Source organism: Streptomyces sp. NPDC003943 (assembly GCF_053605265.1).
This window is the reverse complement of record NZ_JBSGIW010000033.1, coordinates 25,705-43,272: the sequence shown is the minus strand read 5'-3', so window position 1 is coordinate 43,272 and position 17,568 is coordinate 25,705. Positions and strand designations below refer to the sequence as shown.

Below are 17,568 nucleotides of genomic sequence, written 5' to 3'. Positions count from 1 at the left end.
GGCCACCGTCGCCGCCGCGCTCCTGACCATCGCGTCCGTGAGCAGCGAGGCCTCGACACCGGCGACTGCGGCCGCCCCGAAGCCGACGATCACCGTGGACGGCACCAGTGCCGGCCGGACCTTCGACGGTATCGGGGCGATCAGCGGCGGCGGGGGCAACACCCGTCTGCTGCGCGACTATCCGGCCGCCCAGCAGGGCGAGATCCTCGACTACCTCTTCAAGCCCGGTTACGGGGCGAGCCTGCAGATCCTCAAGGTCGAGGTCGGCGGCGACACCAACTCCACCGACGGCGCCGAGGCCAGCATCGAGCACAGCAGAGGTGTGGTCGACTGCAACGCGGGCTACGAGTGGTGGCTCATGGAGCAGGCCAAGTCCCGTAACCCGAACATCAAGTTCGCCGCCCTGTCCTGGGGCGCGCCGGGCTGGATCGGCAACCACACCTTCTACTCCCAGGACATGATCGACTATCTGACCACCTGGCTCGGCTGTGCCAGGCAGCACGGTCTGACCGTGGACTACATGGGCGGCTGGAACGAGCGCGACTTCGACGCCGCCTGGTACAAGTCCCTCAAGTCCGCCCTGATCAGCCGGGGTTACAGCTCCACCAAGATCCTCGGCGGTGAGTCGTGGGGCTGGCCGATCGCCACGGCCATGAAGAACGACCCGGCCCTCTACGACGCGGTGGACGTCGCCGGCTCCCACTACAACTGCGGGTACATGTCGGCGATGACCCAATGCTCCTCGTCCGCCGACGCCCAGAACCTCGGCAAGCCGATCTGGGCCAGCGAGAACGGCTCGGAGGGCGCGGAGGTCGGCGCCGGCCCCGTCGCCCGTGCCATCAACAGGGGTTACATCGACGCGAAGATGACGGCGTACATCAACTGGCCGCTCGTCGCCTCGCTCTACCAGAACCTCGGCTTCCACGACACCGGACTGATCACCGCCAACCAGCCGTGGTCCGGCAACTACAGCGTCGGCCGCACCACCTGGTCCATCGCCCAGACCACCCAGTTCACCTCGCCCGGCTGGAAGTACGTGGACACCGCCACCGGCTACCTGGGGGCGCGCAACGGCACCGAGGGCAGCTACGTCAGTTACGCGGCGCCCGACAAGTCCGCCTGGAGCACCGTCTTCGAGACGATGGACGCCACCGCCGCGCAGACGGTGAACCTGAAGGTCGCCGGCGGCCTCCCCGGCGGCACCCTGCACGTGTGGTCCACCGACCTCTCCCAGAACGGCGGCGCCACCCCGCGCATGGTGCGCGGCGCCGATCTGACCGCGAGCGCGGGCACGTACAGCCTCACGCTGGAGCCGGGCCGCGTCTACACGGTGACCACCACCACCGGGCAGGGCGCGGGCGTCACGACACCGCCGCAGCGCAAGCAGCTGGCTCTCCCGTACACGGACTCCCTCGGCGGCTACCCCCAGGGCCGCGAGGCGACGTACTTCTCCACGATGAACGGGGCTTTCGAGTCGGCGCCCTGCGCCGGCGGCCGCACCGGTTCCTGCCTGCGCCAGATGGCGCCGGTCTCGCCCATCCAGTGGACCGACGAGACGTCCAACCAGCCCTACACGATCATGGGCGAGCAGAGCTGGAGCGACTACACGGTCAGCGCGGACGTGCTCCTGGAGCAGGGCGGCAGCGCCGCCGAACTCCTCGGCCGGACCGGCACGCAGGACAAGAACAACAACGGGCTCAACGCCTACCACCTGCGCCTGAGCGACACCGGCACCTGGAAGCTCCTCAAGTCCGGCCGCCCCTGGGGCGACTGGAACACCATCACCCCGCCGCTCGCCGAGGGAACCGTGCCCGCGTCCGGCACCGGGACCTGGCACAACCTCGCCCTGACCTTCCAGGGCGACTCCATCACCGTCGCCATTGACGGCCAGACCCGGGCCACGGTCACCGACAGCAGCTTCGGCGGCGGACAGGTGGGACTCGGCACCGCCGGCTACTACCCCGTCCAGTACGCCGACTTCCGCGTCACCCCCGGCACGACGACCGCGCTCTCCGGCACGTACAAGATCGTCAACGCCAACAGCGGCCAGCTCCTCGACGCCTCCGGCGGCCAGACCGCCGACGGCACCCCCGTCATCCAGTGGCCCGACAACGGCGGCGCCAACCAGCAGTGGACCCTGGCCCGTGACAGCGACGGCTACTACACCGTCACCGGCGCTGCCGGCCTCAAGCCCCTCACGGTCCCCCAGGCCACCACCTGGCCCGGCACCCAGCTCGGCATCCGGACCGGCACCGGCGGCCCCGAGCAGCAGTGGGTGATCGCCCCGGCGAACAACGGCACGTACACCATCGAGTCCCGCACCAACGGCTACGCACTCGACGTACGCGGCGCGTCGACCTCCAGCGGCGCCTCCGTCGACCAGTACATCACCACCGGCGGCACCAACCAGCAGTGGCGGCTGATCAAGGTCTCCTGACCCATCGGCCACCACACACCGGGCGGGGCAGGCCGGCAACGGTCCTGCCCCGCCCTACGTCGTCGACGTCATCCGCCGCGTGTGTGCCGGGTCAGCGGGTGACGGCCAGGTGGTACGCCGGACCGCCGGGGACGGACCGTCCGTCGACGGCGATCGCGCGCCGGAAGCCGGCAACAAGGCGCCCCGCTGACACCCCGAGGCCACGGCCTGAGCGGCGTCGCGGAGGCGCGCCGCGTGGCCCGCCCGATCCGGGGAACACGAAGGGCGTGCGACTTCGAACCAGTGATCCCGCCGGACGGGGATGGCGACGGCTGCCGCACGGCCGCGGATTCCGCTACCTCGACACGGAGGGCCGGCCCCTCGGTCCGGCCGACCGGGAGCGGGTGCGGGCGCTCGTGATCCCTCCCGCCTGGCGTGACGTCTGGATCTGCCCCTGGCCGAACGGGCACATCCAGGCCGTGGGCACCGATGACGCGGGGCGCAGGCAGTACCTGTACCACAGCGAGTACCGCGCCCGGCAGGAGCGCGCCAAGCACACGCACGTGCTGGAGGTGGCCGCCGCCCTGCCCGTGCTGCGCGAGGCCGTCCGGCACGATCTCGGGCTTCGCGGGCTGTGCCAGGAACGCGTGCTCGCCTGTGCGGCCCGCCTGCTCGACCTGGGTTTCTTCCGCGTCGGCGGCGACCGCCACCTCCGCGACAACGAGTCGTACGGCCTGACCACCCTTCTGCGGTCCCAGGTCCACTGCGCGCGCGGCCGGGTCGACTTCGACTATCCCGGCAAGTCCGGCAAGCAGGTGACGGGGAGCCTGGTCGACGACGCGGCCTACCGGGTGGTGCGATCCCTCCTGCGCAGGGGCGGGGACGGCCCGCGGCTCTTCGCCTACTGGGAGGGAAGGGCCTGGCACGACGTCCACGCCGACGCCCTCAACGCCTACTTGCGCGACCGCTCGGGCGCCGACGTCAGCGCCAAGGACTTCCGCACCTGGCACGCGACCGTCCTCGCGGCCGTCGCTCTCGCGGTGTCCGAGGAGGCCGGGCACGAATCCGCGACGGCGCGCCGGAAGGCCGTGCGGCGGGCGGTGCGGGAGGTGAGCGACTACCTGGGCAACACGCCGGCGGTCTGCCGGGACTCCTACATCGCGCCCCGTGTCCTGGAACTGTACGCGGACGGCGTCACGGTCGCCCCCGATCTCGGACGGCTCGGCGAACACCGCGGGTTCGGCCTTCCCGCGACCCATGGCGCCGTCGAGCGAGCGGTGCTGGACCTCCTCGACGACGACTCACGGTGAGGAGGTTCTCAGAGGCTGATCCGCACGGCGCAGACGTCGTCGCGGCGGGCGTCCGGACCGAGGAGGGTGGCCAGGACGTCGTCCAGCGACCCGGTGCCGCCGGCGGACTCCGCCGCGGCGCGGGCCAGGCGGTCCAGGCCGACATCGATGTCCTCGCCCGGCCTCTCGACCAGACCGTCGGTGTACAGCAGCAGCTGGTCACCGGGCTCAAGGCGCAGGGTGGACGCCTCGTACCGTGCTGCCGCCACCGCGCCGAGCAGGACGCCTTCGGGGGCGGGAAGATAGCGGGCTCGGCCCTTGTGCAGGTACAAGGGGGGCGGGTGGCCCGCCTGCACCCAGGTGAGCTGGGAGGTCGAGGGTTCGTAGCCGGCCATGATCATGGTGGCCGTCCGGTAGGTCTGCTCCCAGTCGTGCAGGAGCAGGGTGTTCAGCCGGGCGAGGATCCTGGGCAGGGGCGTGCCGGTGATGGCCATGCCTTTGGCCATGAAGCGCAGTTGGGCCATGGTGGCGACCGCTTCGAGTCCGTGACCGGCGACGTCGCCGACGACGAGCAGGGCACTGCCGTCGGGCAGCTCGATGGCGCTGTACCAGTCGCCGCCGACATTGAGCCCGGTCTGCAGAGGCTGGTAGGCCACGTTCACGGTGAGGCCGGCCAGGCGCAGGGACTGCTCGGGCAGCGGCAGCAGCGCATGCTGGAGCCGGGCGGCGAGGTCGCGTTCGGCAGCCAGCAGGCTGCGCCCGGCCAGGACGGCCTTCTCCTGGTCGAGCAGTTGCTCTTCGGTCCTCTTCACCGCGGTCAGGTCCTGGAAGAAGCCGTGGACGAGCACCGGGGTGCCCTCGACGTCGACCTCGGCCTCGGCGATGATCCGCACGTGCCGGACCTCCCCACCGGCGGCGGCTGCCATGCGGACGACGAGGTCGAGGGCCTCGCCGTCGCGCAGAAGACCCCTCACGCCCCTCCTCAGCATGGGCTGATCCTCGGGGACGGCGTGGGTCGAGAGTTCCTCCAGCGTCATCGGACCGAGCGAACGATCTCTGTCGAAGATGGCGTAGACCTCGTCCGACCAGGTGATGACGTTCCGGACCAGGTCCCGCTCCACCCAGCCCATGTGACCGAGCCGCTGCATCACGGCCAGCCGGTTCTGCTCGCGTTCGCCGCTGTCCAGGCTCGTCCAGGAGACGATCAGCCCTTGCCGGCAGGGCGCCACCCGGACCGCGAACCGGGACACCCGTGGATTGCCGGCGACGCCCTCCTCGTACTCGAACGGCTCCCCCACGTACCGGCCGCCGGTCTCCAGGACCCGCAGGTATCCCTGCCACAGCTCCGTGCCGGCCAGCGCCGGGTACGTCTCCAGGATGCTCAGCCCGATGAGCTCCTTGCCCCTGCGCTGTTCGGTGTCGTACGCGTCGGGGGACGCCGCCATGATCCGGAAGTCCGCGACGGCGCCGTCCGCGTCGAACTCGGGCACGAGGAAGATCGCCGAACCGGAAAGGCCGTCGAGGACCTCCTGAACGGCGGACACCGGCAGGGCCGCGGTCTGGTCTGCTGCCGGGACCGGTCCCTTTCTGCGGGCCGCGAGACGGCTCGCAGAGAAGACGGAAGCTCCGGCCTCGTTACCGGGGCTGCCGCCTGCCCGCTCGGAGCGTGCCGCCGCGTCGCGGTCACCCGTCATAGGACGAGCATGACACAAGCGCCGTGCCGTGGCGGATTCCCGCGATCACGGGCCGGCCGGCGGCCGGACGCGCCGCGCCGCGCCACGCCGACGGCGGGCTCACGCCCTGGTGGTGAGCGGCCGGCCGGCGCGGGCGCCGGCGATCAACCGGGCCGCGGCCCGGTCGGCGAGCGCCATGATCGTGAGGGCCGGGTTGGCGGCGCCCTGGGTCGGCAGCACGCTGCCGTCGGTCACCAGGAGGTTGGGTACGGCGAAGGTGCGCAGGTCCGCGTCGACGACGCCGTCTTCGGGGCGGGTGGCCATCCGGCAGCCGCCGACCAGATGCGCGTAGCGCTCGACGGGGACCAGCTCGCGCGCCCCGGCGGCGGTGAGGATGTCGCTCATGACGCCGACGGCGGCCTCCGTCATGAGCTCGTCGTTGCCGCACTTGCCGTGGGTGAAGCGGGCGACGGGCAGTCCGTGCGCGTCGGTCTGGGTGTCGAGGGTGACGCGGTTGCCGGCTTGCGGCAGGTACTCGCACAGGGCGCCGAGGGTGGCCCAGTACGGGTAGGTCCGCATCCGGTCGCGGAGGTCGACGCCCCAGTGGCCGTGCTCGGCGAGGTGCCGGGCGAAGACGACGGGCAGCGGTGAGACGGTCTGCACGGAGAAGCCGCGACGGTACGGGCGGGCCGGGTCCGTCTCGTAGAACTGCTCGGTGGAGACCTCGGGCGGCGGCGCCTTGTACATCCGGATCTCGTCGTCGAAGCGGCCGGCGACCTGCGGTGCGCCCTGCACCATCACATAGCGTCCGACCTGGTCGTACTCGTTGCAGAGGCCGGAGTTGAGCAGCAGGCGCGGGGTCTCGATCGAGTAGCAGGCGAGGGCCACGGCGCGAGCGCGCTGGAGGTGTTCGCGACCCCCGCGTACGTAACGCACCGCGGTGGCCCGGCCCCGGTGGGTGACGATCTCGGTGGCCATGCAGTCGGCGCGGATCTCGGCGCCGTGCGCGAGGGCGTCGGGGACATGGGTGATGAGCGGGCTCGCCTTGGCGCCGACGGTGCAGCCCTGGAGGCAGAAGCCGCGGTACACGCAGTGCGGGCGGGCGCCGAAACGGCCGTTGGCGATGGCGACGGGCCCGACCCGGGCCTCGATGCCGAGGGCGGCGCAGCCCTCCAGCATGACCTCGCCGTTGCCGCCGACCGGGTGCGGCGCGTGCGGGTAGGCGTGCGGTTCGCCCCAGGGCCAGTACTGTCCGGCGACGGGGAGTTCCTGTTCGAGGCGGGCGTAGTACGGGGCGAGGTCGGCGTAGTCGAGGGGCCAGTCGGCGCCGACGCCGTCGAGGCTTCGGGTGCGCAGGTCGGAGGGGTGCAGCCGGGGCGCGTAGCCGGCGAAGTGGACCATGGAACCGCCCACGCCGCGGCCGGAGTTGTTGGCGCCGAGCGGCACCGGGTCGGATCCGTCGATCACCCGCGGTTCGGTCCAGTGGAGCCGGCCCGAGCCTTCCTCGTCGCTGACCCAGTCCCGGCGCGGGTCCCAGAACGGGCCGGCCTCCAGACACACCACCCGCCAGCCGGCATGGGCCAGGCGCTGCGTGAGCACGGCGCCGCCCGCGCCGCACCCGACGACGACGAGGTCGACCTCGTCCTCGTCGTCGAACCGGCGCATGTCCGGGAGCAGCTCACGTGCTGCGGGCAACCACGCGGAGGCGTTACGGGCACGCAGCGCGCCCTGGGGACGCAACGTCTCCCGAAGGGTCGCAGCGGCGGCGCGCAGGCCGACACGGCGAGCCGGACGGGACACCGCGGGCGTGGGGCCCGGGTCGGCAGCCGTCCGGCCGACGGAACGGTCCGGGCGGGGCGCCGCGGGCTCGGGGGACAGAGCGGACCCCGTCGGGCCGGGGCCCGGCCCCGGTTCGTCAGAGGCCGAGGCCCGGTGCGGCCCGGCGGCCGCGCGCTCCCGCCCGAGCGCCGCGGCCCCGGAGGGCAGGGCGGGCCCGGTCGGGCCGCGGGCCGGTCCTGGTTCGTCGGAGGGCGGGGTCGGGGGCGGGTCCTCCCAGGCTTCGCGCAGGCCGCGGCCTAGGCGTACGTAGCCGCGGGGGAAGGCCGGTCCGCCGAAGCCGGTCTCGTCCCAGGCCAGGGGGTGGGAGTAGTAGCCGGCGCAGGCCTGGCGCAGCCAGAGCTCCCAGACGTGGGGCAGGGGGAGGCCGTGCCAGGGCGGTGCGGGGCCGGGCTTCCGGGCCCGGCGGGCCAGCACGCTCAGCAGCCGGTGCCGGTCGCCGACGCTCAGGCCGGCGAAGCCGGTGCCGTGGTGGCGGAGCCGGGCCTCGGCGTCGAGTGCCGCGAGCGAGAGCCGCCAGGCGGCGCCGTCCTCGGGCAGATCGGCGTGGTGCCAGCCCTCGCCGCCTCCGCCGTCGCTGTCGCCCGCGGCGATCCGCTGGTCGACGAGTTCGAGCAGCGGGAGCCTGTCGGGGGTGTGCGCCTGGCCGACGAGCAGGTCCAGCAGAGGGCCCGCGACGGCCTGCTCGGCCGGGCTGAGGAACCGGCACGGCGGCGGTTGCAGCCGTGCCAGCACCACCGCCCGGGTCACCGGGTCCCAGGCGCCGGCCTGCCGCAGGATCCGGGGCCGGTCGGGGTGGCCGCCCGTCATCGTGCGCTCCGGAGTCCTCCGTGGAGTTCTCTCCGGGACACGGCGGCGAGCAGGCCCAGCCCGCCGACGCCGCTGACCATGAGCGGCGCGAACAGCGGCGGGCCGAGCTCCAGGTTGTAGCGGATCATCCGCCAGCCGCCGGGTTTGGCGGCGATGCCGCGCACGTGCAGCCAGGCGCCCTGCAGGCCGTTGGCGACGAGCGCGGCGGAGACGACGGGCAGCACGGTGCGCGCGGCCCTCGGGTCGGCCCAGCCGGCGATTCCCGCGCCGAGTCCGAGCGGACCGAGCCACACCGGCCACCACATCACGCGGTTGCCGAAGGAGGCCCGGTCGTGTTCCAGGTAGATCTCGGCGCCCGAGACCGCGGCTCCGAGCCCGGTGGCGAGCGACAGGGTGCGCTGGAGGCGTCCCTCACGCAGCGAGTCGAGGAGCATCCGCACGGCCGTTCACCGCCCGCCGGGCCGGCGCGGCAGCAGTTCCTGTGCCTTGGCCTTGAGGCCCTGGACGACGAGGTGGCGGCGGTGGCCGTCGCCGTGGGCCAGCGAGGCGAGGGTGGACTCGATCTGGTCCCAGGTGGCGTGCGGCGGGATCGGCGGTACGTCCGGGTCGGTGCGGAAGTCCAGGACGGTGGGCCCGTCGGCGGCCAGGGCCTGGCGCCAGGCGTCCTCGACGTCGGCCGGGTCGGTGATCCGGCGCCCGTCCATGCCGAGGGAGCGGGCGAAGTCGGCGTACGGCACGTCGGGGATGATCTGGGAGGCCTTGAACGGGGCGGTGTGGGCCATGGCCCGCAGCTCCCAGCTGACCTGGTTGAGGTCCTGGTTGTTCCACACGGCGACGACGAGCCGCGGGTCGGTCCACTCGGTGGCGTACTTGGCGACGGTGATCAGCTCGGCCAGGCCGTTCATCTGCATCGCCCCGTCGCCGACCAGGGCGATCGCGGGCCGGTCGGGGTGGGCGAACTTGGCGCCGATCGCGTACGGCACCCCGCTGCCCATGGTGGCGAGGGTCCCCGAGAGGGAGGCCCGCATGCCGCGGCGCATGGTGAGGTGCCGGGCGTACCAGTTGGCCACCGAGCCGGAGTCGCAGGTGATCATGGCGTCGTCTGGGAGCAGCGGGTCGAGTGCGCGGGCCACCAGCTCGGGGTTGACGGGATCGGCGGAGAGCGCGGCCCGGCGTTCCATCACGGTCCGCCAGCGGCGTACGCCGGCGGTCACGGACTCCTGCCACCCGCGGTCCTCCTTGCGCGTGAGCAGCGGCAGCAGCCGGCCGAGGGTGGCGGCGGCGTCGCCGACCAGGTTGACCTCGTAGGGGTAGCGCAGCCCCACCATGTGGGCGTCGATGTCGATCTGGACGGCGCGGGCCTGCCCGTACGGCGGCAGGAACTCGGAGTAGGGGAAGTTGGAGCCGATGGTGAGCAGGGTGTCGCAGTCGCGCATCAGCTCGTACGAGGGGCGGGTGCCGAGCAGCCCGATCGAGCCCGTCACGTAGGGCAGTTCGTCGCTCAGCGCGTCCTTGCCCAGGAGCGCCTTGGCGACGCCCGCGCCGAGCAGGTCGGCGACCCGTTCGACCTCGCGGGCGGCGCCGGCCGCGCCCTGGCCGATCAGCAGGGCCACCCGCGTACCGGCGTTGAGGACCTCGGCGGCGCGGGCGAGCGAGGCGTCGTCGGGGACCGGGGCCCAGCCGCTCACGTCGAGGCTGGAGGGCACCATCTTGTGGGCGTGTTCCGGCGCGGAGTAGGCGAGTTCCTGGACGTCCGCCGGGATGATCAGGGCGGTCGGGGCGCGGCGGGCGTAGGCGGTGCGCACGGCCCGGTCGAGCACGTTGGGGAGCTGCTCGGGGACGTTGACGGTCTCCAGGTAGGCGGAGGCCACGTCCTTGAACAGACTGTGCAGGTCGACCTCCTGCTGGTAGGAACCGCCCATCGCGCTGCGGTCGGTCTGGCCGACGACGGCGACGACGGGCACGTGGTCGAGTTTGGCGTCGTAGAGGCCGTTGAGGAGGTGGACGGCGCCGGGTCCGGAGGTCGCGGCGCAGACGCCGACGTGGCCGGAGAACTTGGCGTGGCCGACGGCCTCGAAGGCCGCCATCTCCTCGTGCCGGGCCTGGATGAACCGTGGGTCGTCGTCGGCCCGGGACCAGGCGGCGAGCAGGCCGCTGATGCCGTCCCCCGGGTAGCCGAAGACATGGCTGACTCCCCAGGCGCGGAGCCGTTCGAGCAGGTGGTCGCCGACGGTCGGGCTGCTCATGACCGCTCGCCTCCGTTCGTACGGTCGGGGCCCCCGCCGTCGAGCAGGGGCAGGACCTCGGTGCGGTAGAAGTCGAAGAAACCGCGCTGTTCGGGCCCGATCTGCCCGATGTGGACGCGCTCGACGCCGGCGTCCCCGTACTCCCGCAGCCGCCGGACGTGTTCCTCCGGGTCGGGGCCGCAGGGCACCGCGTCGGACACCGTGTCCTCGGTCACGAGTTGCGAGGCCTGCTCGAAGTGGCTCGGTGTGGGCAGGAGTTGGTTGAGTTCGCCGGGCAGGTGCTCGGTGGGCCAGAGCCGGTGGGCCGTGCGGACGGCCTCGTCCCGCGAGCGGGACCAGCAGACCTTGGTCGCGGCGTACACGGGGCGCGCCGCGCCGCCGGACCGGAAGGTGTCGATCAGCTCGTCGTCGGGGGTGGTGAGGACGAGGCCGTCACCGATGCGCGAGGCGAGCTCGGCGGCCTTGGGCCCGAAGGCGGAGACGTCGATCGGCGGCGGGGTGTCGGGAAGGGTGTAGAGGCGGGCGTTCTCGACGGTGTAGTGGGGGCCGCGGTGCGTGACCTGGTCACCGGTGAACAGCTTCCGGATGACCTCGACGGCCTCTTCCAGCATGTCGAGGCGCACGTCGGCCGACGGCCAGGTGTCGCCGAGGATGTGTTCGTTGAGCGCCTCCCCGCTGCCGACGCCGAGCCGGAAGCGCCCGTCGAGCATGACCTGGGAGGTGGCGGCCGCCTGGGCCACGAGCGCGGGGTGGAGACGCACGGTGGGGCAGGTCACGGCGGTCTCGACGGGCAGTCCGCAGCACTGCGAGAGCGCGCCGATGACGGACCAGACGAACGGGCTGTGGCCCTGCTCGTCGTTCCACGGATGGTAGTGGTCGGAGATCCACAGCGAGCGGAAGCCCGCGTCCTCGGCCATGCGCGCCTGCTCGACGAGGTCGGCGGGATCGAACTCCTCGCAGGAGAGGAAGTATCCGAACTCGGTCATCACACCTCCAGGGCGGTCCGGGCCACAGGGGGCGCCTGCCCGGGTGACCGAGGGGAAAACGTGCGGCCGGGTCGGCACGGGCGGCGTGGCCGGTGTCCGGGTGCGCGCCGATTCCCGCCCGCCGCCCGCATGAACCCGCACGGCAGGGGCAGCGGCTGATGGAAGGCTTTTGCACCCGACGAGAGGAGCGCCGGGAATCCGAAGCGCTCCCTTGGTGGCCGTTGAAGCTCTCCGCGGAGTCGAAGGAGCTCGAAGAACGGGAAGGAGCACAGCATCGTGACCCTCCACGGAACGAAAGTTCTCGTCCTCACCACCAACTACGGCGTGGAACAGGACGAACTCACGCGGCCCACGGCAGCCCTGCGCGAAGCCGGCGCGACCGTCACGGTCGCCGCCCAGAAGGCCGCGCCGGTCCTGACCCTTGTCTCGGACCGGCGGCCCGGCACCGTCGTCGTCGCGGACGCCGCCCTGGACGAAGTCACGGCTCAGGAGTACGATGCGGTCTTCGTGCCGGGTGGCACGCTCAACGCCGACCGGCTGCGCATGGAGAAGGACGCCCAGCAGCTGGTCAGCGCCTTCGCCAAGTCCGGCAAGACGGTGGCCGCGATCTGTCACGGCCCGTGGCTCCTCGTGGAGAGCGAGGTCGCCAGGGGGCGTCGGCTGACGTCGTACCCCTCACTGCGCACCGACATCGAGAACGGAGGCGGCAGGTGGCGGGACGAGGAGGTCGTCGTCGACACCACCGGGGGCTTCCCTCTGATCACCTCCCGCAGGCCGGGCGACCTGGACGCGTTCTGCGCGGCCGTCGTCAGCACACTCGAGGAACGCGCCCCCGGCACGCGCGAGCGGACACAGCCGGGTACGCGTCACGCCGCCTGAGTGCGGTCTGCCTGAGTAGCTGACTGGTCACTGCTCATCAGTGGTCACTGCTCATCAGGGATGCGCAGCCGGAAGCCGTCGCGGGGCCGGGTCGGGATCCGGTGCAGCGGAATGCGCAGGTCCTGGTCCGGCACCGTGAAGTCGAGCCGGGCGAGTTCGCGGGTCAGCGCGGACAGCACGGCGATCGTGATGTCCTCGCCGGGGCAGCGGTGGCCCTCGCGCGGACCGCCTCCCTGCGGAATGAGCTTGTCGGGGTGGGGCGCGGCTCCGAGGAACCGGCCGGGCACGAAGCGGAAGGGCTCGTCCCACAGTTCGGGGTCGTGGTTCTGGCCGTACACGTCGAGCAGCAGCATCGTGCCGTGTGGCACACGCTCCCCCTGGACTTCGAGACCGTCGGGGGCGAGCGCGGCGAGGAACGGCACGAACGGGTGGAAGCGGCGTACCTCGTGGGCGAAGGAGGTGGCGAGGCCGGCGGGCTCGTCGTCCGCCAGGCGCCGCCGCAGCTCCGGGGCGTCGCGCATGGCGTGGGCGGCGAAGGTCGTGAACCAGGTGATCGCCACGGTCGGCCGCACGATGTTGAGCAGTTCCACGGCGGCCGTGGCGGGATCGAGCAGCGATCCGTCGGCCTCCCGATGGGCCAGGACCGCCTCGAAGGGGGTACGGGCGGGGTCGCCCGGCTCGTGGTGTGCTCCCGGCGCTCCCTGGCGCCTGTGCGGCGTCGCCGGCTCGCGGGCGCCGCGAGCCCGTACGACGGCCCCGCGCAGCAGCGCCTCCTGTCTGGCCCGGGCGCGCCGGGCGCGAAGATGGCGCGGCCCCGGTGTGGCGAAGCCGTCGACCATCGCCACGCAGTCGCGGGCGAGCTGTTCGGCCTCGGCGGCGCGGTACCCCGGCAGGCCGACCCACTGGGCCACCGCGCGGGCGAGGACGCGCGCGCCCTCGTCGAAGAGCGTGACCTCGCGTCCGCGCAGACCGTCGAAGGTCTCCCTGAACTCCGCGCACACGCACGCCGTCAGCGCGCGCACCCTTGCCGTCTCGGTGAGCTGCGACAGGAAGAGCGCCTTGCGGGTGCGGTGCTCCGGGCCGTCGAGGGTGTGCACGGCGCCCCGGCCGAACAGGGTGTCGAGGACCGGACCCGGCAGCGCCCCGTTCCGGCGGGCGTGGCTCTCGTCGTAGAAGAACGCGACGAGTTCCGGGCCCCGGAGCACGCGCACCGGGCGTCCCATCAGACGCGTCTTCACGAGACCGTCGGCGTCCTGGCGCCGGGAGACCCCGGGCAGCCATGTGTAGCCCTTCACCAGCAGGGGGAGCGTGTTGTCACCGGGCATGAAGACCTCCTCGGGTGCCGTCGCCGGGGCGGTCGTGAGGCGCTCCGCGCATGGCGGGGCGGCGGCACCGCACTCCGGCCGGACCGGTCTGCGGCTACCCCGAAACGCCGTGGGCACGCGTTCGGCCGCCGGAAGAGTCGCCGGGAGAGTCGGCGGGAGATGTCGGCGGGCCTGAAATGCGATGCCACGTCCCGACTGTCACTCTGGAGCCCGGGGCCGGGGCACGGTGCGAGGACCCCGCCGAGCGGAGGGCATCATGCTGATCAGCCACAGGGTCGAGGGCGACGCCCTGCGCGTGACGTTGCACCGGAATCTCGATGTCACCACCCGCGCCGCCGCGACGTTGGCGATCGAGGTCCTCGTCCGCGCGCACAAGCCCCGGAGCCTCATCGTCCGGATCCCCGCCGGGGAACCGACGCCCGCCACGCTCAGCGCCATGGGGCGGGCCCGCCGCATGTGCGCGAGCCTGGGCATCCCCCTCGGCCTGACGGGAGCCACACCGCAGGCGCAACGTCGGTTCGCGGCGAGCACGGTCTGACGTTCCAGGCGGCCCGTCACCCGTTCCGACCGGACAGCGCGCACACACGGCCACCGCGTGGTCACGTTGGGCCGACCGGTTCGACGGTATCGCTGAAAGGGAATGCCCATGATCACCACCGACTTCGTGCCCGGCTCCCCCTGCTGGCTCGACCTCGGCGCTCCCGACCTCCCCGCCGCCGCCACCTTCTACGGCGCGGTGCTGGGCTGGGACTACGAGCCCATGAGCGGCGGCGGGGAGGCAGGGGAGGACATGGAAGGCGGCATGTTCCGCAAGGACGGCAAGATCGTCGCCGGTCTGGGCAAGCTCACCGAGCAGGGCGCCCGGTCCGCCTGGATGATCTACTACCACGTCGCCGACGCGGACGCCACGACCGAGGCGGTGGAACGCGGTGGCGGGACCGTGCGGGTCGCACCGCGGGATCTCGGCGAGTGGGGACGCATGGCCCAGTACAGCGACCCGCTGGGAGGGCAGTTCGCCGTCTGGCAGCCCGGCAAGGACACGGGCGTCGAGCTGGTGGACGCGCCCGGCTCGCTGTCCTGGACGGAGCTCTACACGAGCGACGCCGCGGCCGCCCGGGAGTTCTACGGCAGCGTCTTCGGCTGGCAGTACAGCGACATGGAGATGCCGGGCGGCGAAGGCACGTACACCCTGATCACGCCGGCGGGGCTGCCTCAGGAGCGCATGCAGGGCGGCCTCCTGGAGCTCTCCCGGGAGAATCTCGTCCTCACGGGCGGCCGCCCGTACTGGCACCCGGTCTTCGACGTCGACGACTGCGACGCCGCGATCGCCAAGGTCACCGAGCACGGCGGCAGCGTCCAGATGGGCCCGGTCGACACCGAGGGCGTGGGCCGCCTCGCCGTCTGCGTCGACCCGAACGACGCCGACTTCGTCGTCCTGACCCCGCCCTCGAAGTGACCGTACCGGACGAAGGCCGGGTGCGGCCCGCTCCGGGTCCGGCGAGGCCGGACCCGGAGCGGGCCGGCGTCAGTGCCGGGCGTCGGCGCGGGGGCGCTCCAGGGTGAAGGTGTCGACCGGGGTCAGGTCTCCGTACGGGCCGTCGAAGGTGTAGTACGTGACGTGCATCCGGGTGCGTCCGGTGCCGCGGGTGCCCGGGTCGACGTCGAAGGCGGCGAAGCCGTGGCTGTGGACGCGGTCCTGGACGGCGCGCCAGGGGGCGTCCTCGGTGACGTAGACCGCCTTGCGGTGGCGGCCCTCGGGCACCTTGCCCACGTCGACCACGACCCGGCCCCTGGGCTCCTCGAACAGGTCGTCCTGGGTGGTGGCGAAGTTGCCGCCGCCACCGATGATCATGTGCACGGTGCCGTCGCCGGTGTCGGCGACGTCGGTCCTGGTGGAGACCGGGACCGGGGTGCGGACGTCGTTCGGCAGGGTGCCGCGGAGCGGCAGCGAGCGCTCGTAGTAGTGCTCGTGGCCGCAGAGCACCAGGTCGACCCCGTACGCGTCGAAGAGCGGGCCCCACTCCTGGCGGACACCGAGGTCGGCGCCGCCGCTGCGGTGGCTGGAGATCATCGGGTGGTGCATGAAGACGACGATCCAGTCGATGTCACTGGCGGCCCGCGCCGCCTTCAGCTCCCTTTCCAGCCAGCGGCGTTGCGCACCACCGGAGTATCCGCGCAGATAGATGTCGCCGCTGTCCACGATCGCCACGTCGTCGTTGGCCAGGCTGATGAATCGGACGGCGCCGACGGTGAAGGCGTACCAGAGGCCGCTGGTCTCGGGGTCGGTGGCGGTCGTCGCGTCCGGCAGCGCGAAGTAGGTCTGGTAGCCCGTGACGCCCAGGGGACCGTTGCCCTTCTCGGTCTCGCCGTTGCCGGCGCAGGGCATCCAGGGGCGCAGCCGCGCCGAGCGGCTGTTGCTGATGAACCAGTCGGCCCAGGTCGCCACCCGGTCCTCGCCGATGGCACCGGCCACGCCCGCGTAGCACAGGTCGCCGTTGACCAGGTTGAACAGCGGAGCGACCCGTTCCACCGCGGCCACGATGTCGGCGGACGCCTCGGTGCCGCCCTGGGTGCTGGTGTAGAGCGGGAAGTGACCGAGCGGCGGCGGTGTGTCCGGCGTGGGCCACGTGAGGGTGCGGCGCAGATTGGGCGTGCCCTGGTCGCCGAAGCTCGTGAAGGTGAACGCGGTGCGACCGCGCGGTGCCGTGGTGAACGACCCGGTCTCGTGTGCGGCACCGTCGTGCCCGGCCGAGTAGAGGTAGGTGGTGTCCGGCCGCAGTCCGGTGATGCGGGCGTGGTGGACGTACACCTCCTGCTGGGAGAGTCCGTCGCGGTAGGTACGGGTCTCGGCGTCGACGACCCGCCCGGTGCCCCCGTCCGGTGACCCGAGGTGGATCCGCGGACGCCGGACGGACTGGGGACTGATCCAGGAGACGGTCATCTCGGTGGCGGGATCGGCACCGAACTGGAGGTGCAGCCCGGCCACGCCCGGCACCCCGATGCGGCTGGGTGTGCGCTGCAGCAGCGGCGACGCCGCGGCCGCCGGCCGCCCGGCGGCTTCGGCGCTTCCCGCACCGCCGACGGCGGCGGCGGCCGCACCGGCCGTCGAGCCGGTCAGTAATGTCCTGCGCGCAATCGACATGGAACACCCTTGTCTCGAAGGAAGTTGCAAGGAAGTTGATCGTGTGAACCCTAGGTGCGATCAACTGCGCCCACGCCTGCGACAACCACTCTTGAACGAAAATTTCCAGGCGGTCGCCCCGGATTACAGGAGGTCCTCCGGCCTCGTCGCCCGCCGCCCTCAGCCGCCGTCCAGCAGGGACCGCAGGACCGGCGCCGGCAGCGTCCCGCCGGACAGGCCCCGGGGGGTCAGCTCGTCGCCCGCACCGCGTCCCTGATCAGGTCGGCGACCAGAGTGGGCTCGGACAGGACGACGGCGTGGGAGGCGTCGGGGAGTTCGACGACGACGGCTCCGGCGCGCTCGGCGCCGAAGCGCTGGACCTCGGGGCCGATCGTGCGGTCGGCCCCGGCCACCAGCGCCCAGGACGGCTTCGTCCGCCATGCCGCCACGGCTGCGGTCTCGGTGAACGCGGCTGCGGCGAGCGGGCGTTGGGCCGCCGCCAGGACGCCGGCGACGTCCTCGGGCACGTCCGCCGCGAAGACGGAGGGAAACGCCGTCTCCTCGATGGTGACCTCGACCGCCTGGGCGCCGTCGTGGAGCGGGTAGGTCCACTCCTTCAGGTTGCCCGTCAGTGGCGGATCGGGGAAGCTTCCCTGGAGCTGGTCGAGGGTCTCGCCCTCATGGGGCACGTAGGCGGCCACGTAGACGAGACCCACGACGTTCTCCGCGGTGCCGGCCACGGTGATCAGCGCACCGCCGTACGAGTGGCCGACGAGTACGGCCGGACCCTTGAGCTGCGTCAGCACGGAGGCGAGGTAGGCGGCGTCCGATGCCAGGCCCCGGAGCGGGTTCGACGGGGCGATCACCGGGATACCGCTGCTCCGCAGTTCCGCGATGACGCCTATCCAGCCCGTCGCGTCGGCGAAGGCACCGTGCACGAGGACGACGGTGGGGTGGGGCATGGGAGTTCTCTTCTCGGTCTCGGGC

The 17,568-nt window shown here is 72.6% G+C and carries 13 protein-coding genes; 5 read left to right on the top strand and 8 right to left on the bottom strand.

Annotated elements, in window-relative coordinates; all coding sequences use genetic code 11:
* The first annotated feature begins 37 nt into the window (after positions 1-37).
* Together ACWEV0_RS16315 and ACWEV0_RS16310 are read left to right on the top strand one after the other, a co-directional pair.
* Entirely contained in the window at positions 38-2,437 is a 2,400-nt protein-coding gene (locus tag ACWEV0_RS16315; RefSeq protein WP_453149948.1) for an RICIN domain-containing protein, read from the top strand.
* 266 nt (positions 2,438-2,703) lie between these two features.
* Positions 2,704-3,726 (top strand): DNA topoisomerase IB, encoded by a 1,023-nt coding sequence (locus tag ACWEV0_RS16310; RefSeq protein ID WP_453149947.1) that lies wholly within the window; start codon positions 2,704-2,706, stop codon positions 3,724-3,726.
* 8 nt (positions 3,727-3,734) lie between these two features.
* On the opposite strand, the gene ACWEV0_RS16305 is transcribed toward ACWEV0_RS16310, so the two are convergent.
* From ACWEV0_RS16305 to ACWEV0_RS16285, 5 genes are all read right to left on the bottom strand, one after another.
* On the bottom strand, positions 3,735-5,249 hold the full coding sequence (locus ACWEV0_RS16305) for a PP2C family protein-serine/threonine phosphatase (RefSeq protein ID WP_453149946.1): 1,515 nt from the start codon (positions 5,247-5,249) through the stop codon (positions 3,735-3,737).
* Positions 5,250-5,498: 249 nt separating this feature from the next.
* Positions 5,499-8,024, bottom strand: coding sequence for a GMC oxidoreductase (locus ACWEV0_RS16300; protein ID WP_453149945.1), 2,526 nt, complete (start codon positions 8,022-8,024; stop codon positions 5,499-5,501).
* Positions 8,021-8,458, bottom strand: a complete 438-nt coding sequence (locus ACWEV0_RS16295; RefSeq protein WP_453149968.1) for a hypothetical protein — start codon at positions 8,456-8,458, stop codon at positions 8,021-8,023. The genes ACWEV0_RS16300 and ACWEV0_RS16295 overlap by 4 nt, the downstream gene beginning before the upstream one ends.
* Positions 8,459-8,470: 12 nt before the next feature.
* On the bottom strand, positions 8,471-10,270 hold the full coding sequence (locus ACWEV0_RS16290; RefSeq protein WP_453149944.1) for a thiamine pyrophosphate-requiring protein: 1,800 nt from the start codon (positions 10,268-10,270) through the stop codon (positions 8,471-8,473).
* On the bottom strand, positions 10,267-11,256 hold the full coding sequence (locus tag ACWEV0_RS16285; RefSeq protein WP_453149943.1) for an LLM class F420-dependent oxidoreductase: 990 nt from the start codon (positions 11,254-11,256) through the stop codon (positions 10,267-10,269). The genes ACWEV0_RS16290 and ACWEV0_RS16285 overlap by 4 nt, the downstream gene beginning before the upstream one ends.
* A 276-nt stretch (positions 11,257-11,532) precedes the next feature.
* Here ACWEV0_RS16285 and ACWEV0_RS16280 point away from each other — a divergent pair, with 276 nt between their 5' ends.
* Entirely contained in the window at positions 11,533-12,135 is a 603-nt protein-coding gene (locus ACWEV0_RS16280; RefSeq protein ID WP_453149942.1) for a type 1 glutamine amidotransferase domain-containing protein, read from the top strand.
* A 44-nt stretch (positions 12,136-12,179) separates the two neighbouring features.
* Here the strand turns inward: ACWEV0_RS16280 and ACWEV0_RS16275 are convergent, their stop codons facing one another.
* Positions 12,180-13,460 (bottom strand): cytochrome P450, encoded by a 1,281-nt coding sequence (locus ACWEV0_RS16275; protein ID WP_453149941.1) that lies wholly within the window; start codon positions 13,458-13,460, stop codon positions 12,180-12,182.
* Between the two features lie 256 nt (positions 13,461-13,716).
* Here ACWEV0_RS16275 and ACWEV0_RS16270 point away from each other — a divergent pair, with 256 nt between their 5' ends.
* Complete coding sequence (locus tag ACWEV0_RS16270) at positions 13,717-13,998, top strand: hypothetical protein (protein ID WP_453149940.1); 282 nt, start codon at positions 13,717-13,719, stop codon at positions 13,996-13,998.
* Between the two features lie 108 nt (positions 13,999-14,106).
* Positions 14,107-14,916, top strand: a complete 810-nt coding sequence (locus ACWEV0_RS16265; RefSeq protein WP_453149939.1) for a VOC family protein — start codon at positions 14,107-14,109, stop codon at positions 14,914-14,916.
* Between the two features lie 69 nt (positions 14,917-14,985).
* On the opposite strand, the gene ACWEV0_RS16260 is transcribed toward ACWEV0_RS16265, so the two are convergent.
* Together ACWEV0_RS16260 and ACWEV0_RS16255 are read right to left on the bottom strand one after the other, a co-directional pair.
* A complete protein-coding gene (locus ACWEV0_RS16260; RefSeq protein ID WP_453149938.1) occupies positions 14,986-16,602 on the bottom strand; it encodes a purple acid phosphatase family protein in 1,617 nt (538 codons plus the stop codon).
* A gap of 227 nt (positions 16,603-16,829) precedes the next feature.
* Positions 16,830-17,543, bottom strand: a complete 714-nt coding sequence (locus ACWEV0_RS16255; RefSeq protein ID WP_453149937.1) for an alpha/beta fold hydrolase — start codon at positions 17,541-17,543, stop codon at positions 16,830-16,832.
* Positions 17,544-17,568: the final 25 nt, after the last annotated feature.